General features: G+C 63.3%; 31 protein-coding genes. 25 read left to right on the forward strand and 6 right to left on the reverse strand.

Annotation, left to right across the window (positions count from 1 at the left end; genetic code table 11):
• The first annotated feature begins 12 nt into the window (after window positions 1-12).
• Genes LUA85_RS01190 through LUA85_RS01240 form a run of 11 tightly spaced genes read left to right on the forward strand, consistent with a single transcriptional unit; the run spans window position 13 to window position 9,587 of the window.
• Complete coding sequence (locus LUA85_RS01190) at window positions 13-999, forward strand: aminotransferase class I/II-fold pyridoxal phosphate-dependent enzyme (RefSeq protein ID WP_231466512.1); 987 nt, start codon at window positions 13-15, stop codon at window positions 997-999.
• Window positions 996-1,619 (forward strand): cob(I)yrinic acid a,c-diamide adenosyltransferase, encoded by a 624-nt coding sequence (gene cobO, locus LUA85_RS01195; RefSeq protein WP_231466513.1) that lies wholly within the window; start codon window positions 996-998, stop codon window positions 1,617-1,619. Before LUA85_RS01190 ends, cobO begins: the two co-directional genes overlap by 4 nt.
• Window positions 1,616-2,497 carry an ABC transporter substrate-binding protein gene (locus tag LUA85_RS01200; protein WP_231466514.1) on the forward strand — a complete coding sequence of 294 codons (882 nt, stop codon included), beginning with the start codon at window positions 1,616-1,618 and terminating at the stop codon, window positions 2,495-2,497. The genes cobO and LUA85_RS01200 overlap by 4 nt, the downstream gene beginning before the upstream one ends.
• Complete coding sequence (locus tag LUA85_RS01205) at window positions 2,494-3,453, forward strand: iron ABC transporter permease (protein ID WP_231466515.1); 960 nt, start codon at window positions 2,494-2,496, stop codon at window positions 3,451-3,453. Before LUA85_RS01200 ends, LUA85_RS01205 begins: the two co-directional genes overlap by 4 nt.
• On the forward strand, window positions 3,453-4,226 hold the full coding sequence (locus LUA85_RS01210) for an ABC transporter ATP-binding protein (protein ID WP_231466516.1): 774 nt from the start codon (window positions 3,453-3,455) through the stop codon (window positions 4,224-4,226). The genes LUA85_RS01205 and LUA85_RS01210 overlap by 1 nt, the downstream gene beginning before the upstream one ends.
• Window positions 4,223-5,161: an adenosylcobinamide-phosphate synthase CbiB gene (cbiB, locus tag LUA85_RS01215; protein WP_231466517.1), complete on the forward strand. Its 939-nt coding sequence runs from the start codon at window positions 4,223-4,225 to the stop codon at window positions 5,159-5,161. The genes LUA85_RS01210 and cbiB overlap by 4 nt, the downstream gene beginning before the upstream one ends.
• Window positions 5,149-6,609, forward strand: coding sequence for a cobyric acid synthase (locus tag LUA85_RS01220; RefSeq protein WP_231466518.1), 1,461 nt, complete (start codon window positions 5,149-5,151; stop codon window positions 6,607-6,609). The genes cbiB and LUA85_RS01220 overlap by 13 nt, the downstream gene beginning before the upstream one ends.
• On the forward strand, window positions 6,606-7,244 hold the full coding sequence (gene bluB, locus LUA85_RS01225) for a 5,6-dimethylbenzimidazole synthase (RefSeq protein WP_231466519.1): 639 nt from the start codon (window positions 6,606-6,608) through the stop codon (window positions 7,242-7,244). The genes LUA85_RS01220 and bluB overlap by 4 nt, the downstream gene beginning before the upstream one ends.
• Complete coding sequence (gene cobT / locus LUA85_RS01230) at window positions 7,241-8,245, forward strand: nicotinate-nucleotide--dimethylbenzimidazole phosphoribosyltransferase (RefSeq protein WP_231466520.1); 1,005 nt, start codon at window positions 7,241-7,243, stop codon at window positions 8,243-8,245. The genes bluB and cobT overlap by 4 nt, the downstream gene beginning before the upstream one ends.
• Window positions 8,242-9,042: an adenosylcobinamide-GDP ribazoletransferase gene (locus LUA85_RS01235; RefSeq protein ID WP_231466521.1), complete on the forward strand. Its 801-nt coding sequence runs from the start codon at window positions 8,242-8,244 to the stop codon at window positions 9,040-9,042. Before cobT ends, LUA85_RS01235 begins: the two co-directional genes overlap by 4 nt.
• Entirely contained in the window at window positions 9,027-9,587 is a 561-nt protein-coding gene (locus tag LUA85_RS01240) for a histidine phosphatase family protein (protein WP_231466522.1), read from the forward strand. The genes LUA85_RS01235 and LUA85_RS01240 overlap by 16 nt, the downstream gene beginning before the upstream one ends.
• A 32-nt stretch (window positions 9,588-9,619) precedes the next feature.
• Here the strand turns inward: LUA85_RS01240 and LUA85_RS01245 are convergent, their stop codons facing one another.
• From LUA85_RS01245 to LUA85_RS01255, 3 genes are read right to left on the reverse strand one after another with little or no spacing between them, the layout of a single operon-like run.
• The gene (locus tag LUA85_RS01245) at window positions 9,620-10,420 is read right to left on the reverse strand and encodes a DNA-binding domain-containing protein (RefSeq protein ID WP_231466523.1); all 801 of its coding nucleotides are present in this window, start codon (window positions 10,418-10,420) and stop codon (window positions 9,620-9,622) included.
• The gene (locus LUA85_RS01250; RefSeq protein WP_231466524.1) at window positions 10,417-11,250 is read right to left on the reverse strand and encodes a DUF692 domain-containing protein; all 834 of its coding nucleotides are present in this window, start codon (window positions 11,248-11,250) and stop codon (window positions 10,417-10,419) included. Before LUA85_RS01250 ends, LUA85_RS01245 begins: the two co-directional genes overlap by 4 nt.
• A 52-nt stretch (window positions 11,251-11,302) precedes the next feature.
• The gene (locus LUA85_RS01255) at window positions 11,303-11,590 is read right to left on the reverse strand and encodes a hypothetical protein (protein ID WP_231466525.1); all 288 of its coding nucleotides are present in this window, start codon (window positions 11,588-11,590) and stop codon (window positions 11,303-11,305) included.
• A gap of 200 nt (window positions 11,591-11,790) precedes the next feature.
• Between LUA85_RS01255 and LUA85_RS01260 the strand changes: the two genes are divergently transcribed.
• The 8 genes from LUA85_RS01260 (at window position 11,791) to LUA85_RS01295 (ending at window position 17,297) form a co-directional block, all read left to right on the forward strand.
• On the forward strand, window positions 11,791-12,075 hold the full coding sequence (locus LUA85_RS01260; RefSeq protein WP_231466526.1) for a DUF2282 domain-containing protein: 285 nt from the start codon (window positions 11,791-11,793) through the stop codon (window positions 12,073-12,075).
• 19 nt (window positions 12,076-12,094) lie between these two features.
• Window positions 12,095-12,553 carry a DoxX family protein gene (locus LUA85_RS01265; protein WP_231466527.1) on the forward strand — a complete coding sequence of 153 codons (459 nt, stop codon included), beginning with the start codon at window positions 12,095-12,097 and terminating at the stop codon, window positions 12,551-12,553.
• Window positions 12,550-13,080 (forward strand): sigma-70 family RNA polymerase sigma factor, encoded by a 531-nt coding sequence (locus tag LUA85_RS01270; protein WP_231466528.1) that lies wholly within the window; start codon window positions 12,550-12,552, stop codon window positions 13,078-13,080. Before LUA85_RS01265 ends, LUA85_RS01270 begins: the two co-directional genes overlap by 4 nt.
• Window positions 13,081-13,093: 13 nt before the next feature.
• Window positions 13,094-13,738 (forward strand): NrsF family protein, encoded by a 645-nt coding sequence (locus tag LUA85_RS01275; RefSeq protein ID WP_231466529.1) that lies wholly within the window; start codon window positions 13,094-13,096, stop codon window positions 13,736-13,738.
• Between the two features lie 125 nt (window positions 13,739-13,863).
• Entirely contained in the window at window positions 13,864-14,001 is a 138-nt protein-coding gene (locus LUA85_RS01280; protein WP_231466530.1) for a hypothetical protein, read from the forward strand.
• 40 nt (window positions 14,002-14,041) lie between these two features.
• The gene (locus LUA85_RS01285; RefSeq protein ID WP_231466531.1) at window positions 14,042-14,692 is read left to right on the forward strand and encodes an isochorismatase family protein; all 651 of its coding nucleotides are present in this window, start codon (window positions 14,042-14,044) and stop codon (window positions 14,690-14,692) included.
• Window positions 14,689-15,153, forward strand: coding sequence for a (2Fe-2S)-binding protein (locus LUA85_RS01290; RefSeq protein ID WP_231466532.1), 465 nt, complete (start codon window positions 14,689-14,691; stop codon window positions 15,151-15,153). The genes LUA85_RS01285 and LUA85_RS01290 overlap by 4 nt, the downstream gene beginning before the upstream one ends.
• A complete protein-coding gene (locus LUA85_RS01295) occupies window positions 15,150-17,297 on the forward strand; it encodes a xanthine dehydrogenase family protein molybdopterin-binding subunit (RefSeq protein WP_231466533.1) in 2,148 nt (715 codons plus the stop codon). The genes LUA85_RS01290 and LUA85_RS01295 overlap by 4 nt, the downstream gene beginning before the upstream one ends.
• Before the next feature lie 53 nt (window positions 17,298-17,350).
• On the opposite strand, the gene LUA85_RS01300 is transcribed toward LUA85_RS01295, so the two are convergent.
• Together LUA85_RS01300 and LUA85_RS01305 are read right to left on the reverse strand one after the other, a co-directional pair.
• The gene (locus LUA85_RS01300; RefSeq protein WP_231466534.1) at window positions 17,351-18,142 is read right to left on the reverse strand and encodes an arylmalonate decarboxylase; all 792 of its coding nucleotides are present in this window, start codon (window positions 18,140-18,142) and stop codon (window positions 17,351-17,353) included.
• On the reverse strand, window positions 18,139-19,341 hold the full coding sequence (locus LUA85_RS01305; protein WP_231466535.1) for an NAD(P)/FAD-dependent oxidoreductase: 1,203 nt from the start codon (window positions 19,339-19,341) through the stop codon (window positions 18,139-18,141). The genes LUA85_RS01300 and LUA85_RS01305 overlap by 4 nt, the downstream gene beginning before the upstream one ends.
• A 287-nt stretch (window positions 19,342-19,628) precedes the next feature.
• On the opposite strand from LUA85_RS01305, the gene LUA85_RS01310 reads away from it, so the two are divergent.
• The 4 genes from LUA85_RS01310 (at window position 19,629) to LUA85_RS01325 (ending at window position 22,582) form a co-directional block, all read left to right on the forward strand.
• Window positions 19,629-20,489 (forward strand): phytanoyl-CoA dioxygenase family protein, encoded by an 861-nt coding sequence (locus tag LUA85_RS01310; RefSeq protein WP_231466536.1) that lies wholly within the window; start codon window positions 19,629-19,631, stop codon window positions 20,487-20,489.
• A gap of 133 nt (window positions 20,490-20,622) precedes the next feature.
• On the forward strand, window positions 20,623-21,423 hold the full coding sequence (locus tag LUA85_RS01315) for a helix-turn-helix domain-containing protein (protein ID WP_231466537.1): 801 nt from the start codon (window positions 20,623-20,625) through the stop codon (window positions 21,421-21,423).
• 17 nt (window positions 21,424-21,440) lie between these two features.
• Window positions 21,441-22,277 carry an alpha/beta fold hydrolase gene (locus LUA85_RS01320; protein WP_231466538.1) on the forward strand — a complete coding sequence of 279 codons (837 nt, stop codon included), beginning with the start codon at window positions 21,441-21,443 and terminating at the stop codon, window positions 22,275-22,277.
• Window positions 22,278-22,291: 14 nt separating this feature from the next.
• Window positions 22,292-22,582, forward strand: a complete 291-nt coding sequence (locus LUA85_RS01325; protein WP_231466539.1) for a DUF1330 domain-containing protein — start codon at window positions 22,292-22,294, stop codon at window positions 22,580-22,582.
• Window positions 22,583-22,672: 90 nt separating this feature from the next.
• Here the strand turns inward: LUA85_RS01325 and LUA85_RS01330 are convergent, their stop codons facing one another.
• Window positions 22,673-23,302: a glutathione S-transferase family protein gene (locus LUA85_RS01330; RefSeq protein ID WP_231466540.1), complete on the reverse strand. Its 630-nt coding sequence runs from the start codon at window positions 23,300-23,302 to the stop codon at window positions 22,673-22,675.
• Between the two features lie 240 nt (window positions 23,303-23,542).
• Between LUA85_RS01330 and LUA85_RS01335 the strand changes: the two genes are divergently transcribed.
• Window positions 23,543-24,850: an MFS transporter gene (locus LUA85_RS01335; protein ID WP_231466541.1), complete on the forward strand. Its 1,308-nt coding sequence runs from the start codon at window positions 23,543-23,545 to the stop codon at window positions 24,848-24,850.
• On the forward strand, window positions 24,843-26,198 hold the full coding sequence (locus LUA85_RS01340) for an MFS transporter (RefSeq protein WP_231466542.1): 1,356 nt from the start codon (window positions 24,843-24,845) through the stop codon (window positions 26,196-26,198). Before LUA85_RS01335 ends, LUA85_RS01340 begins: the two co-directional genes overlap by 8 nt.
• The last annotated feature ends 8 nt before the right edge of the window (window positions 26,199-26,206 follow it).

Below are 26,206 nucleotides of genomic sequence, written 5' to 3' on the forward strand. Positions count from 1 at the left end.
GAGAATAACGCCGTGGACCCACATACCGCATTGATGTGGCACGGCGGCCAGACAGCGGCGGCGGCGCAGCTTTACCCGGCTGCGCCCCGCCCCTGGCTGGACCTGTCAACCGGCATAAGCCCCTGGGCCTGGCCTGTGCCGGTGCTGGGGCCAAAAGTATGGCAGACGCTGCCTTCGCCGGCTGCGCTGGAACAGCTGGAACTGGCCGCTGCGCGCGCGTTCGGCCTGAACGATGCCGCACAGATTGCTGCTGTGCCCGGCAGCGACATCGCCATCCGCCTGCTCGCGCAGGTGTTGCGGGCAGAAGATGTCGCGATCATCGGGCAGGGCTATGCAGGTTATCGGGCGGCGTGGCCGGATGCGCGGGTGCTGTCTTTCGAAAACGCTCGCAATGCCGGTCTGATGATCTGCGCCAATCCGAACAATCCCGATGGCGTGGTGACTGAAGCGCGGGAGATCCGGCAATTGCACAACATCCGTATAGTGGATGAAGCCTTTGCCGACGCCATGCCGGAAGTCAGCATTCTGCCAGACCGCAACGGTGCGATCGTGCTGCGCTCATTCGGCAAGTTCTTTGGTCTGGCCGGTGTACGGCTGGGCTTCGTCATCGCCAACAAGCCGGTGATCCGCGATCTTCGCAGGCTACTGGGTGACTGGCCTGTTTCCGGCCCGGCAATCGCAATCGGCACCGCCGCCTATTGCGACAGCGCATGGCACGGATTGCAGCGGCACCGACTGGCGCAAGGCAGTGCGCGGCTGGTTGCGCTGTTGCAGGATCATGGACTGCAAGACGCGGGCGGCACGGCCAATTTCAGATTATGCCGGATACCGGGCCACGCCCCTGATTCATCCGATCTGTTTGTCCATCTTTGCCATAGCGGAATACTGGTGCGCCCCTTTAAGGACAGGCCGGATCAACTGCGGCTGGGCATTCCCGGCACGGACGCGGATTGGGCAAGGCTGGATACTGCCCTGAAAGCATGGAGTTCATCTGTATGACGGAACACAGCATTACGGACGATAGTGGCCACAACCGCCACAACGAACGCATGAAGAAGCTGAAGGTCGCGCGTGACAAAATCCAGGCGCGCAAGACCATCGAGCGCGGGCTGCTGATCGTCCACACCGGCAACGGCAAGGGCAAGTCGTCCTCCGCCTTCGGCATGGCCATCCGCAGCATCGGCTGGGGGATGAAGGTGGGCATATTGCAATATGTGAAGGGCAGCTGGGATACCGGCGAAAAGGCGTTCTTCGCCGCCAATCCCGATCTGCTGACTTTCGATGTGATGGGCAACGGCTTCACCTGGGACACGCAGGACCGCGCCCGCGATATTGCGGCGGCCCGCGCGGCGTGGGAACGCTCGAAAGCGCTGATCCTCGATCCGGCCTATGATTTCATCATCCTTGATGAACTCAACATCGTGTTGCGCGATGATACCCTGCCGATTGCTGAAATCGTGGAGTTTCTGAAGAACCGTCCGCTGGAAAAGCACATCTGCATCACCGGGCGCAATGCGAAGCCGGAACTGATCGAGATTGCCGATCTGGTGACGGAATTTCAGGAAGTGAAGCATCCGTTCAAAGCCGGGTTCAAGGCGCAGAAGGGCGTCGAATATTGATCCGCCGTCCCGCCCTGTTCACGCCCGCCGTGCTCCTTGCGCTGGCGTTGCTGCTGGCCGGATGTGGCAGTGCAGGGGGCCGTGCCGCGCCTGAAACAGGCGGACAACCCCGGCGGATCGTTTCGATGAACCCCTGTGTCGATGCCGTGCTTATGGAAATAGCCGATCCTGCACAGATCGCCGCGATCAGCCATTATTCGCAGGATCCCCGCGCCACGTCGATCCCGCTGGAGCGCGCATTGCGCTATCGGGCGGTGTCGGGTTCGGCAGAGGACGTGATCGGTGCCGCGCCCGATCTGGTGATCGCGGGGCCGCACGTTTCGATCCAGACGATTGCCGCGCTCAAACGGCTGGGCATTCCGCTGATGCAATTGACCGTGCCCGAAAGCGTCGCTGAAAATCAGGTACAGATTTCACAGATTGCCGCAAGGATCGGACGCGGCCCCCAGGGCGTGGCGCTCAATTCGCGGATCGATGCGGCGATGGCGGCCAGCCGCTGGCGCGCGGCCCCCATCGATGCGCTGATCTGGCAGGGCAGCGGACTGGTGCCGGGCAAGGGCACACTGGCCGACGAACTGATGACGCACACCGGATTCCGCAACATGAGCGGGCCGATGAACCTCAGTAAATGGGACATCCTGCCGCTGGAAGGATTGCTGGACCATCCCCCCGCCGTGTTGCTGGCCGGGCGGGCCGATATGGGCGCAGGCAGTGGTGACGGGAACCGGATGCTCACTCACCCCGCACTGGTAAAGGCGGGAAAGCAGATCACGGTCGCGGACTATCCGTCCAACCTGCTTCATTGCGGCGGGCCTGTGATCGTGCGCTCGGTCGAACGGCTGGCAGCGGTGCGCCGCGCATGGAGAGCATCGCGATGAAGCTGAATCTCGGACTACTGGCCGCCGTGCTGCTGACCATGCTGGTATCACTGATGGCCGGGCGGACATGGGTGCCGTTCGATCATTGGCTGGCCGGTGATCTGCAATCGCTGATCGTGATGGAACTGCGCCTCCCGCGCGCATTTGTCGGCGCCATCGTGGGGGCCAGCCTTTGCATGGCGGGTGCGGCGATGCAGGGATACCTGCGCAATCCGCTGGCCGATCCCGGCCTGTTCGGCGTATCGTCCAGCGCGGCGCTGGGGGCTGTCGTTTCGCTCTATTTCGGCTTTGCCATATCGGCGTGGCTGCTGCCGATCTTTGCGCTGACAGGTGCGGGCCTTGGCATGGCGGCACTGGCAATACTGGCGGGCCGGTCGGGCAGCCTGATCCTGTTCACCCTGTCGGGCGTGATCCTGTCAAGCCTGACCGGAGCGTTGACCAGCCTGCTGATCAGCCTTGCCCCCACGCCCTTTGCCTCGTCCGAGATCGTCACCTGGCTGATGGGCGCGCTGATGGATCGCAGCTGGGATGATGTGCGGATTGCCCTGCCGGTGTCGCTCGTCGGCATGGGCGCGCTGCTGTGGGCGGCGCGGTATCTTGATGCGCTGACGCTCGGCGATGCTGCGGCCCGCTCGATGGGCGTCAACATGGCACGGCTGCAATGGCTGATCGTGATCGGTGTGGGGTTGACCGTCGGCAGTTCGGTGGCGGTGGCCGGGATCATCGGCTTCGTCGGACTGGTCGTGCCGCATCTGGTACGCCCGCTGGTCGGGCATGAACCGTCGGCTTTGCTTATCCCCTCGGCGTTGACGGGGGCCTTGCTGGTTGTGCTGGCCGATTGTCTGGTGCGGATACTGCCTTCCACTTCGGAAGTGCGGCTGGGCATTGCGATGGCCTGCCTTGGCACACCGTTCTTCATGATGCTGTTGTTCAAGATGCGCCGGGAGGTGGCGTGATGGCCCTGCGATTCGAACATCTCTCGCTCACCCTGCGCAGCCGTCCGGTGCTGCGCGATGTAACCGGGGAATTCTCACCCGCCGGCGTCACGGTCATCCTTGGTGCGAACGGGGCGGGCAAAAGCACGCTGCTGTCGTGCCTGGCCGCCCTGCGCGTACCCGATAGCGGGGCGGTGATGCTGGACCGCAAGCCGTTGCTCGCCATCCCGGCGATGGAGCGCGCGCGCCGGATCGGCCTGCTGCCGCAACAGGCGGACATTCACTGGGACATCAATGTCCGGGCGCTGGTCGCGCTGGGCCGCCTGCCGCATCATGGCCGCTGGGGCCGCAGTGCCGCGGACGAAGCGGCCATCGATGATGCCATGGCGCAGACCGATTGCACCGGCTTTGCCAGCCGCAAGGCGCAGCGGCTTTCGGGCGGGGAACAGGCGCGCGTTCTGCTGGCGCGCGTGTTGGCGGGCAAGCCGGACTGGGTGCTGGCCGATGAACCGCTGGCCAATCTTGATCCGGCGCACCAGCTGGATGCCATGGCCTGCTTCCGCGCGGCGGCAACGGCTGGCGCGGGCGTGGTGCTGGTATTGCATGATCTGACGCAGGCAGCGCGGATCGCCGATCACCTGATCGTGATGAAGGAAGGCGCCATCCTGGCATCCGGCCCTGCTGCCGATGTGTTGACCCCTGCCGTGCTTGAGGCCGCCTATGGTGTGCGGGTTCACATCGGGCAGGATGAAACCGGCGCACCGGTTATCGCGGCGATGGCGCGGGTGGCATGATCGCAGATCGCCCCGAACAATTGCTGGCGGTGCTGATCGTCGAGGCAGCGCTGGGCTATCCGGCATGGCTGCTGGTGCGCATAGGCCATCCGGTGATGTGGGCGGGGCGATTGATCGCAGGCATGGACCGGCGCTGGAACCATGGTCTTCGCGCCCGCGCGGCCGGTGTGGTCGCCGCGATTGTGCTGGTGGTTACGGGCAGTGCGGCAGGGCTGGCCATCGAATGGGTGGCCAGCGAAGGGTTGGCCAGCGGCTGGACTGGCACCGTCGCCATTATCCTGATCGCCACCACCGGCCTTGCCCAGCGCAGCCTGCACGATCATGTTGCCGCCGTGATCCGGCCTTTGGCGGCGGGCGATCTTGAAGCAGCACGTATTGCGCTGTCCGGCATCGTCGGGCGCGATACCGCCGTACTGGACGCCTCTGGCATCGCCGCCGCCGCCACTGAAACCCTTGCGGAAAGCTTCTGCGATGGCATCGTCGCCCCCGCTTTCTGGTTCCTGTTGCTGGGTCTGCCCGGTCTGTTCGTGTTCAAGTGCGTCTCCACGGCAGACAGCATGATCGGCCATTGTGATGCCCGCTATCGCCAGTTCGGCTGGGCCTCGGCGCGGCTGGACGATGCGCTCAACTGGCTGCCCGCACGCCTTGCCGGGGCCTTGATCTGCCTTTGTGCGGGAAAGGGCTGGCGGACCATGTGGCGCGATTCCGGCAATCACCTTTCCCCCAACGCCGGCTGGCCCGAAAGCGCGATGGCCGGGGCGCTGGGCGTCAGGCTGGGCGGCGGCGCCGCCTATGACGGCGAATGGATCGCGCGCCAGTCGCTGGGTGAGGGGCCTGCACCGGGTGTTGCCGAACTGAACCGGGCCATGGCGGTCTATCGCCGCGCCTGCGTCCTGCTATGGCTGTCTGTCGGAGGCATCGCGTGGCTGCTGTAATGTTGCAGGGGACCGGCTCTGACGTCGGCAAATCGGTGCTGGTGGCGGGCCTGTGCCGGTTGCTGGCCAATCGCGGGTTGAGCGTGCTGCCGTTCAAGCCGCAGAACATGTCGAACAACGCCGCCGTCACTGCCGATGGCGGAGAGATCGGCCGGGCGCAGGCCTTGCAGGCGCTTGCCTGCCGCGCGCCCCTGTCTGTCGATATGAACCCGGTGCTGCTCAAGCCGCAGTCTGATCGCAGCGCGCAAGTGGTGGTGCATGGCAAAGTGCGCGGTACGTTGGGCGCGGAATATTACCGCAGCCGCAAGGGCGAACTGCTGGAAGCGGTCATGGCGTCCTACCGCCGCTTGCGCGCGCAGGCCGATATCGTCGTGGTCGAAGGCGCGGGCAGCCCGGCAGAGATCAACTTGCGCGCAGGCGACATCGCCAACATGGGCTTTGCCCGCGCGGCCAACGTGCCGGTGGTGCTGGTCGGCGATATTGATCGCGGCGGCGTGATCGCCTCTATCGTCGGCACCAGGGCGGTTATCGACCCTGAAGATTCCGCAATGATCCGGGGCTTCCTGATCAACAAGTTTCGCGGTGATGTGGCGCTGTTCGATGATGGCTATGCCGCGATTGCGCAGCGGACCGGCTGGGAAGGGCTGGGCGTGGTCCCGTGGATCGCCGCCGCGCGGGCGCTTCCGGCCGAAGACGCGGTAACATTGCAAACGCCCGATGCCATGGGCGGCGGCGTGATGGAAATCGCGGTGCCGATGCTGTCGCGCATCGCCAATTTCGATGATTTCGATCCGCTGGCCAATGAACCTGGCGTTCGCCTCACGATGGTGCCACCCGGCACACCCATCCCCGCCACCGCCTCGCTCATCATCATTCCCGGCACCAAGGCGACGATTGCCGATCTGGGGTTTCTGCGCGCGCAGGGCTGGGACATCGATATTGCCGCTCATGTCCGGCGCGGCGGGCGGGTGCTGGGCATTTGCGGCGGCTACCAGATGCTGGGCCGCACCATAGCCGATCCTGAAGGGATCGAAGGCGCGCCCGAAACGGTGCCAGGTCTGGGGCTGTTGCCGCTCGATACCGTAATGCAGGTGGACAAGACCTTGCGCGAAGCAGCTGGGGTCAGCATCGGCGATAATGCACCGTTTCGGGGCTATGAAATCCACGCCGGGACCACCACCTGTTCCACTAACGGCAATACCCGCCCGCTGCTGCGCATGGCCGATGGGCGTGATGAGGGCGCGATCAGCGTCGATGGCCGCGTGGCCGGCTGCTATATCCACGGCCTGTTCGATCTGGCAGCGCAGCGGCGCGGCTGGATCGATGGTCTATCCAACGGCGTCGATCAGGATGCGGCGGTGGATGCCGCGCTCGATGACCTGGCTGCGGCGCTTGACAGGTATGTCGCGGTGGATCGTCTGCTCGCGATTGCGGGGCAGGCGGCATGACCAGCCCGGTCTTTTCGCCCGCCTTCGCCGATGATCTCGATACGTTGCTGGCATGGCGGCGCGACGTGCGCCATTTCAACGCAACGCCTCTGCCGGACGGAACGCTCGATCATCTGCTTGACCGCGCCTGCCTCGCGCCATCGGTCGGCAACAGCCAGCCTTGGCGCTTTGTACGGGTAGTATCGGCGGAACGGCGCAATGCGATCATCACCCACGTCGAAGCGGAAAACCAGCGCGCTGCCGCGATCTATCAGGATGAAGCCCGTGCCGCCTACGATGCGCTGAAGCTGCATGGGTTGCGCGAAGCGCCCGAACATCTCGCGGTGTTCTGCGAACTGGACCCGAAAGCGGGGCGCGGCCTTGGCCGCCAGACCATGCCGGAAACGCTGGCCTATTCGGTGGTCATGGCAATCCACACCCTGTGGCTTTCGGCGCGCGCAATCGGCGTCGGCATGGGCTGGGTGTCGATTGTCGATCCGGCGGCGGTGAACGGCATGCTCGCCGTGCCTGAAGACTGGCGCTTCGTCGCCATGCTGTGCCTTGGCTATCCGGCCCAGGATAGCGAAACCCCGGAACTGGTCCGGTGCCACTGGCAAGACCGCCTCCCCGCCGATCAGACGAGATTCATCCGATGACCATCACCCCGGCCCTTGTGGAGGCCCGCCTCGATAGTCTGGCCAAGCCGCCCGGCAGTCTGGGACAGCTTGAAGCGCTGGCGGTGCAACTGGCAGTGGCTCAGGGTACATGTACCCCGCTTAGCCGTCCGCGCCGACTGGTGCTCTTCGCCGCCGATCACGGCGTGGTCGCGCAAGGCGTCACGCCGTGGCCGCAGGCGGTGACGACGGCGATGCTGGCCACGATCCTGTCTGGCCGCGCCACCAGCACGGCGCTGGCCGCTGTGCATGGCGTGGATGTGCGGGTGGTCGATGCCGGTGTGGCGCAGCCGCCTGCCGGCCCTTATCCGGCGCACTACCGTTCTGCCCCGGTTGCACCCGGCACCGCCGATCTTGCCAATGGCCCGGCGATGGATGCCGCACACTTCGATGCCGCATGGGAGCTCGGTGCGGACGAGGCGAAGGCGGCAGTGGCTGCGGGGTTCCGTGTGCTGATCGCGGGCGAGATGGGCATCGGCAATACCACCGCGTCTGCCTGCCTCACCCATGCCCTGACCGGCGTGGATGCCGATACCGCGACGGGCAGCGGCGCGGGCGCGGACCCGGCGATGCGGGCGCACAAGCGCGCGATCGTGGAACAGGCGGTCGCCCGGATTGGCAGCGCGCGTGACAAGGCGGCGCTGGCCGCCATCGCCGGGTTCGAGATCGTGGCCATGGCGGGATTCTACGCTGCGGGCGCTGCGGCGGGCGCGGTGCTGTTGCTTGATGGTTATGTAACCACCGCCGCCGCGCTGATTGCCGAAAAACTCGCGCCCGGTACGGCCCGTTCCATGATTGCGGGCCATCGCTCGGCAGAACCGGGGCATGGCGCGGCCCTTGCCCAGCTTGGCCTCACCCCGATACTTGATTGGCAGATGCGGCTGGGCGAAGGCACCGGCGCGCTGACCGCCCTGCCGCTGCTGGACAGTGCTGCCGCGCTGCTGTGCGATGTCGCGACGCTTGATGAAGTGCTGGGGCCATGATGCTGGCCAAAATCTGCAGCGCGGTGCTGCTGCCCCTGCTGCTGGCTATCCAGTTCCTCACGCGCCTGCCCGTCACCGCCGCGGTCCCGCCTCTCGACAAGGCACAACTGAAGGCGGGTCTGCGCCGCTCAGTCCTTTGGTTTCCGCTGGTGGGCGGGTTGATCGGCGGCATTGGCGCGCTGGTGCTGTGGGGCGCAGGGATGCTGTGGCCGCGCGTGATCGCGGTGGTGCTGATGCTGATCGTGGAGGCCCGGTTGACCGGCGCATTCCACGAAGATGCCGTGGCCGACTTTTGCGATGGCTTCGGTGGCGGGATGACGGCGGAGCGTATCCGCGAGATCATGAAGGACAGCCGCATCGGCACGTATGGCGCGCTGGGCCTGATGCTGGCGGTGGGCCTGCGCGCGGCCCTGCTGATTGCGCTTCCGGCAGCCTTGCTCCTGCCAGCGCTGGTCGCATCCGCCGCATTCGGCCGTTGGATGGCGGTCGTGGCGATGGTCATCGTGCCGCCGCTCGATCAGACGGGCAGTCTGGCCAAGGACATTGGCCAGCGCCCCGGCCTGGCGATCCTTGGCGGCGCAACCCTGCTGGCGCTGCCGTTCGTTACACCCCTGGCCATGGTCGCGCCGGGCGGGATGCTGGCGGGAACCGGCTGCGCGCTGTTGTTCCTGCTGTGGTTCCGGCAAGCGCTGATGCGCCATCTGGGCGGCGTGACCGGCGATTGCCTCGGCTTTGCTGTATATGCAGGGCAACTCATCGTCTTGCTCTGTGCGAGTGCGCAATGGCCAGCGCCCTGATCCTCGTCCGCCACCCGCCGGTTGTGCTGGCGTGGCAGAAGCGTTGTTATGGCCAGAGCGATCCGGGGCTGTCACGTGCGGGGCAGGCGATGGTGGCACCACTGGTCGATCAATTGGCGGCACTGGCCCCGGATGTCATCATCCACAGCGATATGCAGCGCACACGCGCGATTGCGCAGCCGCTCAGTGCGAAAGTCGGGGTCGTGCCGCTTGCCGATCCGCTCTGGCGTGAACGCGATTTCGGATCGTGGGAGGGGCAAAGCTGGAATGCCATCTACCGTGCAACCGGCAATGCGATGGACGGGATGATCGACGCACCCGATACGTTTCGTCCCGGAAACACGGGTGAGACGACACGGCAACTGATGGATCGTGCTGGCATCGCGCTTGCATCCCTGCCGCGCCGAGGCTGCATTGTCGTGATAAGTCACGGTGGGCCTATAGCCTGCGTCCGTGCAGCCGCTACGTCCGCCGACTTCCAGAGCATTGCAGACCTTGTTCCACCGCCCGGATCGGTAACCGTGCTTCAACGCGCGATGCTCTGAGCCAATCCCGAAAGCGCCACGACAATGGCCTTTCAGTCCGGGGCGGATTCAATCGCACGATGTTGCGTCGTGACCGCTTGGACAAGGCCAAGGGAAAGCCAGTTGCCCAGCATCATACCCGCCTGCTGCACCCCCTCTTCCGGGGATGACTGCGTTGCCAGCCAGTTGCACATTTCGTCAAAGCTGGCCCCATCCCTAAGTACGGTGAGGCATTGCAGTTCATCGCCAGACGTCAACCTGAATACGGGCGTAAAGCCTTCGCGCCACACAAGGCAGCCCTGCGGCTTTGGAAGGGTGGGCGACGAAGCAGGCGGTGCGCTTTCGGCCAGAGCTGTCCACAAGGCACCGCAATCATGGCCAACTTTGCGGCAGTGGAGTGATGGCACCAGTTCAACCTGCATTCCCGCCCAGTCCTCTTCGCTGAATTCACGCGTCGCGGCTGCAAATCCGGCGGCATCGATCGGATCGGTATCGGGTGCGGTGAAGGCGAGGTGCATCGACCATTCCAGCCAAGCCAGTTCCGGCACTTCGGGGTCGCCCGCGAACAGGTTCACCAGCGTTTCGGCAAAGTTCGCGCCCGCAAGATCAAGCGTCCAGCCTGCCGGTGGATGCTGAATCAGATGATGGGCAGCGGCTTGCTCAAAGGCATCGCCGCCCACCCACAGCGCCGTCTTCGGAAAGGTATCGCGCAGGGCATCGATCAGCCGTGCGCGATAGGCGCCGCGGTAGATCGCAAGCCCGGCGTCCATGCGCGCGTTCCAGCCCGAAGGCAGGGGGTGCGTCTCGTCGAACACCTGTGCCATGAATTCCTGCTGGAGCGCGGCAAGGCTCATGCGGCCCACCGTTGCGCCCCGGCGGCAATTTTGCGCGCCGTTTCCAGTTCGGCCAGCAGTTCCGGCAAGGGGGGAATGGCATCGTCCCGCTCGATCATCGTAGCCACCGGACCGGCCATGGATATTGCCTGCGCAAACAGCGACCAGACATCGTCGCAAACGGGGCGGTCATGCGTATCGATCAGGATTTCGCCAGGGGTGTGCCCGGCCAGATGGATCTGGCGAACCGCGTCCATCGGGATTCCGCCGAGGAAGTCCTGCGCCGCGTAACCGTGGTTATGCGCGCTGACGAACACGTTGTTGATGTCGAGCAGCAAATGGCAGCCGGTGCGGCGGGATACCGTCGACAGAAATTCCCATTCTGCCATGTCATCATCAGGGAAACTGCAATAGCTGGACGGGTTTTCAAGCAAAAGCGGCCGCCCCAGCACATCCTGCGCCAGCGTCAGGTTCGCGCACACGATGTCGAGCGCTTCGACGGTGTAGGGCAGCGGCAGCAGATCATGGCTGTTGTGCGCGCTGGTCCGGGTCCAGCACAGATGATCCGAAATCCACAGCGGCTCGATCCGGTCTGCCAGCAGTTTCAGCTTGCGCAGGTATTCCCGGTCCAGCCCCTGCGCCGATCCCACCGACAGCGATACACCGTGCATGGCGACCGGATAGTTCCTGCGCACGGCATCGAGCACCGCCAGCGGGCGCCCGCCATCGACCATGTAATTCTCCGAGATGATCTCGACGAAATCGACCTGCGCGGTCCCTGCGGTGAAATCCGCGTAGTGTTCGCGGCGAAGGCCGAGACCAAAACCGTGGAACGCAGGAATGCCGTTCATGCAAAGCTCCATGGAAGCGGGCCGGCCCCTGCAGAGCCGACCCGAATTGAAATCAGCCGATGTCGCCGATGGTGCCGCCGCGCGTCAGGCATTGCCCCGCTGCCATGGCCTTGAAACCGTGGCCTTTGCAGCTGTTCATGCCCTTGCATTCGTGCATGGTGGTCTTGCAATCGGAGTTGCCCTTGCAACTGTGGATGCCATAGCAGTGAACGGTATCGTCCTTGCCAAGGGCGGTGCCGCTGCTGCCTGCGGGCGCATTGGCGGCAAACGCGGTTGCAGCGGAAAGGGCGAGCGCGGCGGCTGCGGAGGCGATTCCGGCGGTCTTGCGAAGCGTCGTCATGGAAGTGTGTCCTTTCAAGCGAATGATCTTGCCGTGTGGGCAATCGGCAATTCGTCGAGGCAGCAAGGAAAGTTACATCACCCCGAAATTTTTTGCCTTTCACGGAATTTTTCCGCCGCTGTAACTTTCACGGCCTTTCCCCCGAACCCGGCAGGTAGCAGCACATGATGTGTCGCAATCCGCAAGAAAGGAAATCGACAATGACTGAGACAGCAGCCATCCGCGTTGCCGCCATCGCCATGTCGGCCGGTCTGGCCGTCAGCCTGTTGGCGGTCCCCGCCCATGCAGCCAAGGAGCCTATGGAAAAATGTTATGGCGTAGCCAAGGCAGGCAAGAACGATTGCGCCGCCGGGCCGGGCACCAGTTGTGCCGGCACGTCGACCCGCGACTATCAGGGGGATGCGTGGAAGCTGGTGCCCAAGGGCACCTGCATAAAAACGCAAACGCCACGCGGCCCCGGCGCACTGGCCCCGGTGAACCGCTGATCGGACGGAAGGCACCATCATGCGCGGTTTCGTTGCCATTCATGACCGGATGATCGCCCGGCTTTCCGGGCGTGTGCCCGAAGCGTTCGTCCTGCTGTTCGTGCGGATCAGCCTTGCGGGGATATTCTGGCGTTCTGGCCGCAGCAAGGTTGTCGAAGGAAGCTGGCTCGAAATCAGCGATGCGACCCACTTCCTCTTCGCCGAGGAATATACCGGTGTGCCATTGCCGCCCGATCTGGCGGCACCGCTGGCGACCTGGTCCGAACACCTGTTTCCGGTTTTGCTGGTGCTGGGGCTTGCCACGCGAGCCTCAGCGCTGGCGCTGCTGGGGATGACCATGGTGATCCAGTTATTTGTCTTTCCAGAAGCATGGTGGAGCGTTCACAGCATCTGGACGGCGCTGTGCCTTGTCCTGATCGTGCGCGGTGGCGGCCTCTTCTCGCTCGACACCGCAAGTGGCAGGATGCTGGCCAGATGATCGCGGACGAGCAGACCCTGGCCCGGTTGATGGCGGCGGCGCAAGGCGGCGACCGGCAGGCTTACGGTGTGCTGCTGGTCGAGGCGCGGCGCTGGCTACGCCGCTATCTTTCGCGCAAGGTCCCGCCGGGGCAGGTCGACGATCTGGTGCAGGATGTGCTGGTCGCGCTTCACAGCAAACGCGGCACTTATGATCCGGCGCGTCCGTTCCTGCCATGGCTTGCCGCGATTGCGCGCTATCGCTGGGTTGACTACTTGCGCCGCGCGTACAAGCGCGAGGATGTGGCGCTGGGGGATGATGACTTTCCGCAGGAAAGCCATGGTGACGCCGTTCTTGCCCGCATCAGCCTCGACCGGCTGTTCTGCCAGCTTTCAAATGCGCAGGCCCAGGCCATAGAACTGGTGAAAATCGAAGGCCATACCATCAGCGAAGCCGCCACGCGTTGCGGGCAGAGCGAACCTTCGATCAAGACAAACATTCATCGCGGCCTCAGGAAACTGGCCGCGCTGATCGAGAAAGCCGACTGATATGGACACTGGCATGAACAAGGACAGCAGCAGCCTGATCGACTCGCTGGTCGATGATCTCGCCCCGGTAAGATCGCTGCGCCAGTCCGATGGCGGCATTCTCGTATGTATCGCAGCGGTGCTGACCGGGACCATCGTCGTCGCCCTTAACGGATTGAACGACGATATTCTGGAAGGCAGGATTTCCGCGCCGTTCCTTCTGGCCAACGGGCTGTTGCTGGTGCTTGGGCTTGCCGCCAGCGTCAGTACGGTCACGATGGCCTTGCCGCGCGTTGGTGCCCGTCATGAAGGACCGCGCTGGGCCATGATCGCGACAGCTGTTTTCCCCGCATCGGCCATCGCCATGCTGGTGCTGCATTTCACAAGCTGGCCAAAGCTGCCCGATCTTGTCCACGGTTGGCGCTGCTTTGCCGAAGCGACGATGGCATCGCTGCTGATTGCGGGTGCACTGATTTTCTGGTTGCGGCGCGGCGCTCCGGTTTCTCTGCCAACAGCCGGCCTGCATCTCGGCGTTGCTGCAACCGCGCTTGGCACCTTCGCGTTCGGGTTGACGTGCCCGCAGGATACCATTTCCCACCTTGGCGTCTGGCATGCGGCGCCGGTCGTGCTGGGTGGCGTCGTAGGGCGCACAATCGGACCGCGTTTGCTGCGCTGGTGACGTGCGGTGGCATCGAGCAGATGAGAATGCCCAAAATAGCGCCTGCAATTCGACCCCAAGTTTACTTTACAGGGCGAGAGTCTCAGCCGTCACGCCATTCAGGAAAGGTTCCGCGATAGGCCTGCATGCCTTTTGAAATGGACGGTTTCAAAGGCGCCACCGCCGCGATGGCTGACAAAAGGTCGGGCAAAGGCAATCCAGTGCGGTTGCAATCGGGTCATGAGGCATTGCGAATTCAGCATGCCGAGTGGCAATTCCGGTGAGCTGCCATCACAATGCGCTGTAATCTGGAGCATTGATGCCGTGACCGATGAACTTTCGCAGAATTATGCTTCGGCTTTTGGCGGGACGCTTCAGCCCGGCCGGAAATGTGCACTGGTGATCGTGGACGTTGTTGCGGCCTACCTGCTGCCGGACTCGGTGCTCTACGCGCCGACGGCGCCAGCGGCCCTGGCCGTAAATCTGCGGCTTGCGGCGCAGGCCCGCGCCCATGGACTGCCGGTCGTGCTGACCAATGTAGAATACGGCGCGGATGGCGCTTCAGGTGGCCAGTTCTTCAAAAAGGTCCCGTCGCTCAAGGCGTTCATAAAGGGATCGCCGCTGGGCGGCTTTCCCGATGGGCTGCAGGACGCGGACGATATTGTGGTGACCAAGCAATATGCCTCGGCATTCTTCGGCACATCGCTGGCATCGACCTTGCGCACGCTGGATGTGGATACCGTGCTGGTAACCGGGTTTTCGACATCGGGCTGTGTGCGCGCAACCGCGCTGGATGCGCTGCAATCCGGGTTCGTGCCAATCGTGGTGGAGCCGGCCTGCGCCGATCGGCATCCCGAACCGCATCGCGCCAACCTGTTCGATCTTCAGGCCAAATATGCCGAAGTGGTGGACGAGGCTTATGCGCTGAACCTGCTGGGCAGGGCATCACCAGCTATTGCCGGAACTGTCCCATGAAACTGAACATAAACGGCACGTCTCATACAGTCGACGTCGATCCCGAAATGCCGCTGCTGTGGGTCTTGCGCGATGTGCTGGGGATGACGGGCACCAAGTTCGGGTGCGGTGTGGCCCAGTGCGGCGCGTGCACCGTGCTGGTCGATGGAACGCCCGTCCGTTCGTGCAGCCTGCCGGCCGGATCGCTTTCGGGCGAACAGGTGCGGACGATCGAAGCGGCTACGGACAAGGGGCAGCGCGTTGCTGCGGCGGTTCTGGCGGCCTGGGATGAAGCGCAAGTGGCGCAGTGCGGCTATTGCCAGCCGGGCCAGATCATGGCGGCAACCGCCCTGCTGGAAGGCAATGCCAGCCCCGGCGATGCGGATATCGACAACGCCATGGCCGGCAATGCCTGCCGCTGCGCCACATATGTGCGGATCCGCGCCGCGATCCATGACGCTGCAAGGAGGCTTGGCGCATGAGCCTGCCTCCGGTTGATCGTCGCGGCTTCATCGGGTTTGGCACCGGCCTGCTTGCGCTGGGCCTTTATCGTCCGGCGGAGGCTGCGCCATCGGGCGCGGAACCGCCCGCTGTTCTGCAGCAGCCGTTCCTGCGGATCGAGGCTGACGATGCCGTGACCGTCTTTGCCAAGCATCTCGACATGGGGCAGGGCATCGGCACGGGTCTTGCGCAGATCGTGGCCGAGGAACTTGATGCGGACTGGGCGCAGGTGAGGGTGGAGGCCGCGCCGGTGAACCTGCGCGATTATGCCCATACCACATTCAAGACGCAGACGACCGGCGGATCGACGTCCATATCCAACAGTTGGGATCAGTTGCGCCGCGCCGGGGCAACCGCGCGCGCCATGCTGGTGGCCGCTGCGGCGCGGCGGTGGAGTGTGCCTGAGGCTGAAATTACGGTGAAACAGGGCAAGGTGGTTCATACCGCTTCTGGCCGGACCAGCGGGTTCGGGGCGCTTTCGCCAATCGCGGCGCTGCTGCCCGTGCCGCCGGATGTCACGCTCAAGCCGGTCAGCCAGTTTGCCCTGCTGGGAACGCCGGTGCGTCGGCTGGATACGGCGGACAAGCACCGGGGCAAGGCGCAGTATGGTATCGACATGCGGTTGCCGGATATGCTGCACGCCGTCATCGCGCGCGCGCCGCGCTTTGGTGCCAGGGTCAAGGCGTTTGACGCCAAGGCGGCGCTGGCGGTTCCCGGCGTGGAACGGGTGGTGCAGGTTCCATCGGGCATTGCGGTGCTGGCAGGCAACACGTGGAGCGCGTGCCGGGGGCGCGATGCGCTGAACATTACCTGGGATGAAAGCGGCGCGGAGACCCGCTCTACCGATGAAATCGCCACCTATTTCAGGCAACTGGCACAGGACGATGCAGGACTGGTCTGTGCCGAGCGCGGCAATGCGGCGACCGCGATTGCCGGAGCAGCGGCGGTGGTCGAGGCCGAATTCCTGTTCCCCTATCTGGCGCAGGCCCCGCTTGAACCGCTGTGCGTCACCGGCCGGATCGATGCGCAGGGGTGCGAGTTGTGGGGCGGGTTTCAAAGCCAGACGATCAATCAGGCAAAGGTCTGCGAGATACTGGGGCTGCGGACCGATCAGGTCCGCCTGAACACCCTGCCCGCCGGGGGCAGCTTCGGGCGGCGCGCCAGCTTCACCTCTGACTGGGTGGCCGAACTTGCCGAAGTGCTCAAGGCCATTGGCGGACGGCGTCCGGTCAAGCTGATGTGGACGCGCGAGGATGATCTTGCAGGCGGTTATTACCGGCCGATGTTCCTGCATCGCTACCGCATCGGGGTGGATGAAAAGGGCCATATCGCAGGGCTGGAACTGAAACTGGTCGGCCAGTCGATCCTGTTCGGTGTGCCGACCGGAGAGGGAACGCCGCCCAAGGCCGATTTCCTGTCCTATATGGGCAACATGGCGGATCGTTATGCGATTGCCGATGCTTCGGTTCGCTGGGTCAGTCCGCAGGTCAAGGTGCCGGTCCATACCTTCCGTTCAATCGGCAACACGCATACCACGCTGTCCAAAGAGATCATGATGGACCGGCTGGCCCGGCGCGCCGGAATCGATCCCGTGGCGTACCGGCTGGCGCATCTGGGCCAGGCACCCCGGCAGGCGCAGGTGCTGCGCCTTGCCGCCGAAAAGGCCGGCTGGGGCAAGCCGCTTCCGGCCGGGCGAAAGCTGGGGGTTGCGGTGCAGGAATCCGAACAGAGCTTCATCGCTCAGATCGCCGAAGTGAGCATCGAGGATGGCACCGTGCGTGTGCACCGCGTGACCTGCGCGGTCGATTGCGGATTTGCGCTCGACCCCGGCAACATCCGTGCGCAGATGGAAGGCGGCATCGGCTTTGGCCTTTCAACCACCATGCTGAGTTCGATCACGATGACGGCGGGCGTGGTCGATCAGCGCAATTTCGATAGCTACCAGTTGCTGCGCATCAACGAAATGCCGGTGATCGATGTGCATATCGTGGACAGCGCCGAACGCCCGACTGGCGTGGGAGAGCCGGGTTCCACTTGTGTTGGCGCAGCGGTTGCCAATGCGCTGGAGGCGTTGTCCGGCAAGCGCGTCGAGCGTTTTCCGATGAAGGATCTGACGCTGGTGTGATGACGGTGTGATGGCCCCGCCCGCGCAGGTGCGCGCGCAGCGGGGCATGAGCTTCAGAAGTCTGAAAGCAGCCGTCCGAAACCTGTCATTTTTTCGGTAAAGCCGTTGGCTCGCAGGGCGTGCCAGTAGGTTGCCGTGTTGATCGCCACAACCGGCTTGCCCAGCGTCTCTTCCATTTCTGCGGCCAGCCGGACCATGGAAAGGTTCGTGCCGACCTGAACGATGGCATCAACATTGTCGGCGTCCAGCGCCAGGATCACCTTGCGCATATGGTCTTCAGGTACGCGGGCGATATTGGTCCAGCTTGTGCAGCGCAGCGGCACGTCGTGGACAATCTCGAAGCCATAGTCCGAAAAGAAGCCCCGAACATTGGCGTTCGCCGTCGGATAATAGGGGGAAACGAACGCGATGCGGCGGACGTTGCCGTAGGCGCGCAGGGCTTCGGCCGTGGCGACCGAGCCGACGCTTATGCCAAGCCCGGTTTGATCCTCCACTTGCGCGATGAAATCCGCGCAGCCGACCTTGCCACCGACGAACGAAATCGCCGATACGCCCAGCACCAGATAATCCGGGCGGCAAGTCACCGCCGTTGCCAGTGCATCACGCATTCCCGCTGAAATCTTGGCCGCGCCCTGGTTGAACGCATCGTCGGACAGCGCCACCGGATCTTCAACGTAGATGTCGCGGTACTGGTTGGTCACCCCTTGCGGGCGCATCATTTCCATGTCCGGCTGGACCACGGTGTTGGTGGATGGGCCAATCACCGCAAAGACCCGGCGCGGTCCCAGAATGTCGGTGGGGTTGATCGGGGTAGGGCCGATCAGGGCTTCGAGTTGCGCGCTCATGCGATGGCCTCCGCTTCCTTGAGGCTGCCCAGCATGGATTGGCCGATCAGGAATTGCAGCCGCGCTTCGGGATCGTTCTGCAGGATTTCCATGCGCTCGCGCTTGTCCGCCCGGTCCTGATCCCAGCCCTTGCGCATCGATTTCATGTTCTCGATCGATTGCTTCTGCACGAACGTCTGCGTCACATGGCGGCGCTGGCGGTCATAATGCGCCATGATATCGCCGGTTTCGCCGCCCTGCAGGACGCTGACGATCTTTTCGGCGATGTTGATGCCGTCATGGATGCCGCTGTTCATGCCATAACCGCCCATCGGGCTGTTAAGGTGCGCCGCATCGCCTGCGATGGCGATCCGCCCTTTCGAAAAGCGTTCGCACACGCGCTGGTGCACACGATAGATCGTGCGGTGCCGCGTCTGCACCGGCTGATCCGATCCGAGGATGCGTTTGAACACGCCTTCCTTTGTCGCGTCGGACAGCAGCGCCTCGTCATCGTCGTCCTCGCTGACCGGCAGCATGACCCGCCACAGGCGCGGCGTACGCAGCAGGACCAGCCATTCGTCGGGATCGGAAATGTAGTTTACGTTGCTAAGGCCGTCAAAAGCCTGTTCCAGAGGATAATCGGTTGACAGGCAAAGGTATTTTTCCGGGTAGGTAAAGCCTTCGAAGGACAGGTCCAGCAGCTTGCGCACTACGCTGTTCGCGCCATCGCAACCGATGACATAGCGCGCGGCGTACTGGACAACCTCGGTTCCGGTTTCGACCCATGCCAGCACATGGTCACCGCGATCATCAAGGAACAACAGGCGCGAACGATAGCTAAGCTGCGCATCCGTTTCTGCTTCAAGCGCGTCGAGAACTTCCTGCCGGACCTTGTCCTGTTCGCACTGGATACGAAACGGGAAAGGCGTCTGGTCCTTCAGCTCGGAGAAATCGAACGAAAACACTTCGCCCGATTTGCGGTCCCGATACTGGTAGACCGGCGCTTTCAGGCCATAGCTGAGCAGCGTCTTGCTGACGCCCAGAGCGTCGAGGATCGAGATCGTCGGCGGATGAAAGGTCGAAGCCCGCAGGTCCACAGCCTCACGGTTGCCTGCCTCGATGCCCGCCACGGATATTCCCGCCCGCGCCAGATAAAGCGCAGTAACCGCTCCGACAGGACCAAGGCCCACGACCAGGGTTTCGACATCAATCCGTTTCATTGCGCTTGGGTGTCCGTGCTGGAATCGACAATTGCGGCAACGCTACCGCAGCCGCAGGCGGGCAGTACCGGCGAATTGGGAATGTCCGTTATGCGGTCACCAGAGCAGAACAGGCACGGTTACAACCATGGCGGCGATGCGGCGGACAAGCACGGCTGGGCAGGCGCTCCTGGTTTGCGTATGTGACCGATATCCGGTCATCGGATCAAAGGCAGTCGCACCGCGTGTCCAGCTTGATAGGAATCGGACCAACGAACGGGATTGCGTTGAGCGCTGTGGAGATGACCATGATCCGTGAATACAGTGAAGCCGAACTCAAGGAACTTGCCGACTTCTATGAAGAGCACGGTGCCGTGCAGCTAAAAGGGCTGATCGATCCGAAGGACGCGGCGCGGGTTCTGGAAATTGCCGATGAAATGGCGGCCCGTGCCGATGACGAGCGCGCTGCAGGGTCCGACCTGTCCTATGGCCGGGCGCCGGGGCGCATGACGATCCGCTACATGTGGCGCGAAGTGCCCGAAATCCGCGATTTCCTGCTGCGGGCCGAACTTTCGAAGGCGCTGGCGAAGATCGTCGGTTCGCGGCAATTGCGCTTCTGGTTCGATCTCACCTTCTTCCACAATGGCACGCAAGACGGCGAAACCGGCGACGGCACCGCATGGCATCACGATATCGCGGCGTTTGCCTTCAAGGGTGAGATGCTGCCATCGCTGTGGATGGCGCTGACCCCCGCCACGGCTGAAACCAGCCGCCTGATGTTCATCGACGGAAGCCACAAGAACGTGCCCGGATATTTCCGTCCGCCCACGGCAGCCGATGTGAAGCCGGACGACGGGATGCTGGACATCCTCGATTACGATGCGCTGGTGGCCGAGGGCAAGGAAAAGATACTGACCTGGGATTGTCAGCCGGGCGATGCCCTGATCATCCATCCTTACACGATCCATGGCGCCCAAGGAAACGATGGAAGCGGCGGTGGCAAGCGTCGTGTAGCCATCACCACGCGCTGGCTGGGCGACGATTGCCGCTGGCTGCCGACGACCGGCCAGAGCACGCGGATGCCAGGCCTGCAACAGGCGGCGCTTCCGCTGGGTGCGCGCCCCAAGGGTGAATACTTTCCGCTGGTCTATGATGAGAAGGCTGCCTGAGCCGGGCTGCCCGGCCACCGGACGCGTAGAACCGCCAGCTATGCCATCAGGGTGCATCGGGCGCACAAAAACGCAACGCCCTTTGCTTGGCATCCCAAACTGATCATACCTCCTCCATGTCTGTCTGGGGGAAATGATGGTCGGCGAGGAACTGCAGACGCTGAAGCGCGGGCTGGAAACCCTGGCCTGCATCAATGCCCGAGGGCCATTGCAGCTGTTCGAAATCGTGCGGGCACTGCAATTGCCAAGGGCAACGGTCTATCGCATCGTGGCCACGCTGATTGCCGAGGGCTACTGCCTGCGGATACCCAATTCGCGCCTGTACATGGTGACTGAAAAAGTCCGTGAACTGGCGATGGGGCTTGATGTTTCGGCGCTGGTCACCGTCGCTGCGCTGCCGACGTTCGAGGCGCTTGCGCGCGATGTCGAATGGCCGATCGGGCTGGTCACGCCAAATGGCGAAGCGATGCTTGTGCGGCTGGCAACCGACGTGACTACCCCGCTGGCGCTGCTCAAGGCAACGCCGGGGTTTCTGGCGCCGATGATGATCAGCTCGACCGGGCTGGTCTATCTGGCGTTCGAAGACCCGCTGATCGCCAACCGTACGATCCGTGCAATCAAGGCCGATCCCGCCTTCGCGCAGTTCTACCACGGTGATGACGAGTTCGACGGGTACATCGCGTTTGCCCGGCGCAATGGCTACCTGCTGATGGAAGGACGTTTCCCCGAAGGCAGTCTGGGCTTGCCCATCCTGTTGCGCGGGCGGCCCGTCGGCGGGTTGATGATGCGTTACATCCGCGCCGGAAACAGCCGCGACAAGGTGCTGGCCCGCTACCTTCCGATGCTGCGCCAGGCCACTGCGACGATCGAAGAAAAACTGCGCGACCTGGCCTGGGATGCAGCCCCCGGACTGCCCCGTATTCCTGAAATATGACGTATGGAGAAATGAACATGGATATCTTCATTGATGGCCCCGCAGGCAAGATCGACTTGCGGCACAAGGGGCTGGACGCCGCGCCGAAGCAGGTCGTTGTGCTGACGCAGGGTGCCAATCTTTCAGGCCAGCTTGGTTATGACCTTTCGTTCGATGGCCGCACCGATTATTCGATGATGGATGCGCTTGTGGCGCGTGGGTATGGCGTGGTCACCTTTGCCGTTCGCGGCTATCGCAAATCCGAACTGAACCACAGTCCGCTTGATGTGGGGACGGAACAGGCCATCGAAGACCTTTGTGCGGTCATGGACTGGGTGCGCGATCAGGGCTTTGCCACGCCGCACCTGCTGGGCTGGTCATGGGGCGGGCGGATCGTGGGGCATTATGCGTCGCGCTTCCCGGACCGGCTGGACCGGCTGGTGCTGATGGACCCGGCACTGGGCGGCGGCAACAAGATCCCGTTCGTCGAGAATGCCGACTGGTGGCAGAATACCTACGAATATTTCTTCAACAAGCTTGAGGCCGATCTGACCGATCTTGATGGCCGCACACAACTGGCGCGTCAGGCCGAAGATACCGAACTCAATGCTCCCAACGGCATCCGCGTGGAAAACGAAAAGGGCAGTGTGCAGGTCGATCCCGCCGCGCTGCGCAACCCCACGCTGATGCTCTATGGTCATGCTGCGGCCAAGCAGGACTATATGCAGGGCGGGGCGGTGCGCGAGGAGTTCTTCGGCAGGATCGACGTGACCGACAAGGCGCTGGTGATCGTGCCCGGCGGCGGCGATTATGCCCATCTGCAAAAGCCGCGCCAGCGCATGTTTGCGGTGATCGCAGACTTTCTTGGCGCCTGAAGGAAGGATTGGGGATGACCGCATACATCGTGTTCACCAAGGAGGAAGAGTTCGACGCGGGCGAACTGGCCACCTATCAGTCGCTCACCCCCAAAGCGCGCGAAGGGCACGATGTGTCGGCGCTCGCAAAATATGGCGCTTTCACCATGCTGGAGGGCGATCCCATCGAGGGTGCAGTCATCCTGCGCTTTCCCGGCATGGCAGAGGCCAAGGCCTGGTATGACAGCCCCGCCTATCAGGAAGCAGCCGCCCATCGCTGGAAAGGCGCCCGCTATCGCGCCTTCATCATCGACGGTCTGGACTGAGTACGCCTGGTCGTAATGGGAAAAGGCCCCGGCATGATCTGCCGGGGCCTTTGCATGTCTGCTGCGAACTCGCAGCCTGCTGGCATGAATCTATTTGCGAAAGCCTGCCAGCGTATCGATCTTCACGCGGGCGGGGCGTTCAAGGCAGCGGTCCAGCCATGCCACCACGCTGGGCAGGCCGGAAATATCGAACTTGAAATTGCGCGTGATCGTGATGAGCTGCACGCAGACGTTGATGTCCGCGATGCTGAACGTGTCCAGCAGGTAGTCCTTGCCGCTCAGCGCATGGTCCAGCTCGGCCAGCTTGGGCATCATCTGGGCCTTGAGCTGTTCGACCAGCGCATAATCGCGGTCCTCTTCCTTGCGCATCACCAGATGAGGAAACAGCGCGCCGATATAGTACTCGATCTCGGTGGCCGACCAGAATGTCCATTGAAGCGCACGGGCCTGCGCTGCCTTTTCAGCAGGCCAAAGCGTGGCTGCGCCATAGTTCTGGGCGATGTACATATTGATCGCCATCGATTCCGTCATCACCACGCCGCCTTCGTCCGACAGCGCCGGGATCTTGCCTGACGGGTTTATGGACAGGAACTCTTCGGTCTTGTTGGAACCATCAAGAGTGCTGATCGGCTTCCAGTCGTATGCAACGCCGGCCTCTTCTGCCGTCCACATGCAGCGCGATGCGCGCGAACCGATTACGCCGTAAATCGTGAAGGTCATGGTGTCTCCTTTATGGCGACAGCACACTGACCGGCGCTGACACCCGGACGACTGGGTCGATCAGGTCGGTCAGTGACGCAAGGGGATGACCAAATACTCAACTCAATCGACGTTTCCGGCAGTTTTAATTCAGTCACACACCCATAGACTGCGGCTTTGGGATTTCAGCGCATCCTGAGCACGTTTCCGGCCATGCCGTTGCGTGGCGCAATGCGATTGATGGTGATCGGGAAGCGATTGATGCAAGATGTACAAGACCAGCCGAGAAGGCCGGGACACGGCCAGAAGTTGACACGGGCAGAGCTGTCCGTGGCCTGCCTGATGGCTGCGGTACAATTCTTCGGCATGACCGATTCCATGGTGATGATCCCGCTTGGCCCGGTGTTGTCGCAATCGATGGCGATGGATTCCTCGGATGTCGGTTATCTGACTGGCACTTTCGTCGCGGCGGCCTGCATTGCGGGGTTGGCCAGCTCTGTTCTGCTCGACCGGCTCGATCGGCGGCGGGTGTTGCTGGCCGGGCTGGGCGGTCTTTCGCTGATGACGGCACTGACCGGGCTGGCCAGCGGGTTCCATACGCTGATCGTGGCGCGTTTCATGGCAGGCCTGTTTGCCGGACCGACCATGGCGACGACTTACGCGATCCTGGCCGACCATATCGCCGCATCGCGCCGGGGCAGGGCCATGGGCATCGTGGCAACCGCATTCGGGGTGGCATCGGTGCTGGGCGTACCCGTGGGGTTGCAGCTGGCGCTGGTATTCGGCTGGTCGATGATGTTCGTGGTGCTGGGCGCGGTGGGGGCCGCAATCGCTTTGGGCATAGCCTGGAGACTGGGCAAGCAACCGGTGGCGCCGCCAACGACCGCCATGACCGCCACCGGCGCCTTGGCGGAATTTGCCGTGGTATTCAGGCGGCCCGCCGTGGCGGTCGGGCTGTGCGCGCTGGCCCTGCACATCGCCAGCAACATGCTGCTGATCCCCAACATGGCCAGTTTCATGGCCTTCAACCTTGGTTATCCGGTTGGCAGTCTGGGTGTGCTGTGGATGGCGGGCGGCGTTGCCGGGCTGCTGGGCGGAAACATCGGGGGGCGTCTGGCTGACCGTTTCGGCACGGTCCCGGTGCTGACATGCAATGCTGCACTGCTTTCACTGGTCATCGCAATGCTGTGGTTTGCGTATCGCCCCGGCTGGCCGCTGATGCCAGTGTTCGCCGCGTTCGTGATGCTCAACCTGTCTGCTTCGGCGATGGTCAATGCGCGTGTTTCGACCATTCCTCCAGCCGACCAGCGCGGCCGGTTCGCTTCGCTTCAGGTTGCCACCCAACATGCCTCAACCGCAGTCTGTTCCGTGCTTGCGTCGCTCGTTCTGGCGAGCGGTCCCGGCGGTGTCGTGTTCAACATGGGCTGGCTGGCGGTTGCTGCCATCCTGTCCGCTCTCGCCGTGCCGGTTCTGTTGATCGTGCTCAATCTGCTCGACCGGCCGACAACAGCCTGCTGCCCCTGTGTTCATGCCCCCGCCAAGATCATGGAGATCAAATCCGATGCCTGACACCCCAATCAACGCTCGTGAGCCGTGGTGGTCGATCAAGCTGGCACCTGCTGTCAGTTGGCGGGAGATCGGTGTCTTTCTGGTCGTGGTGGTGATTGCGAACTGCCTGTCACACTTCCAGCAACTGATGCTGCCTTATATCATGAATGCACAGCTTGAAATTCCGGCTGCGGAACAGGGCAAGTTGTCGGGCGCGCTCGCCACCGCGCAGCAACTGGCCGTTCTGCTGTTCGTCGGCTTTGCCGGGGGCCTTGCCGACAGGATCGGACGCCGCCGCATCCTGCTGATTGCCTTCACAGGTTTTGCGCTGTGCATGTTTGCGTTTCCGCTGGCGGCGTCGGTGCTTGCGCTGTTCGTCATCCGGTTCGTGTTCGGCATTTTCCAGACCGGCCATACCACCGGCGGCGCCACGCGCATGGTTGCAGACTACCCGGCCGAAGCATCGCGCGGAAAATTCATTTCGCTGATGCTGGTGGTGCAGGCCATGGCCGTTGCCCTGTTCGTCGGCATCATTGGCGCTCGCGTACCGGGATGGCTGGCCTCAAGTGGATATGATGCAAAGGAATCCGGCCAGATCGCCTATGTTCTGGCAGGCGTCATCATGCTGGCGGCGGTCCTGTTCGGCAAGCTGTTCCTCAGCAAGGACCGCTCGATCGATCGCACCGAAGCCGCAAAGCCGGAGGACGGCAAGCAGGGCACTTTGCGCAACTTTGCCGAAGTGTGGAAATACGCCAAGGTCAATCCGCGCTTCGGCTTTGTCATGCTGATCGGCATGGTGATCCGCACCGATTCATCGATTGTCGGCGCTTTCCTCGCACTGTGGGTGGTGAACGCGGCCAAGGCGCAAGGCGTCGATGCGGCATCCGCCACCGCCACCGCCGGGTTGCTGCTGTCGATCCTCAGCGTGGCATCGTTCGTCACGCCGCCGTTGTTCGGGCTGCTGGCAGACAGGGTCAACCGCATCGTGCTGCTGCTGATCGGCGTGGCGCTGACCGGCACGGCCTTCACATCGGCGTTGCTGGTGCAGGATGTCATGGGCTGGGGCATCTTCGTTACCGTATCGCTGATCGGGCTGGCCGAAGGGGCGCAGACAATTGCCGCTCAATCGGTGTTCGGTCAGGAAGTGCCGCCGCACATGCGCGGATCGGCAATGGGCATCTTTGCCGCGATGGGCACGGCCAGCGTCCTGCTGGTGACGATTGTCGGCGGTTTCATGTTCGATACCGTCAGCTATGCCGCGCCGTTCGCACTGACCGGCGGCCTCCATTTCATCTGCCTTTTCTTTGCGTTGGTGCTCGTGTTCCGCAAGGGGCGCGCCATGTTTGCCCCAACGCCCTCCGCCGCTTGAAGCGATCA

This window comes from Novosphingobium sp. CECT 9465, from assembly GCF_920987055.1.
Classification (GTDB): Bacteria; Pseudomonadota; Alphaproteobacteria; order Sphingomonadales; family Sphingomonadaceae; genus Novosphingobium.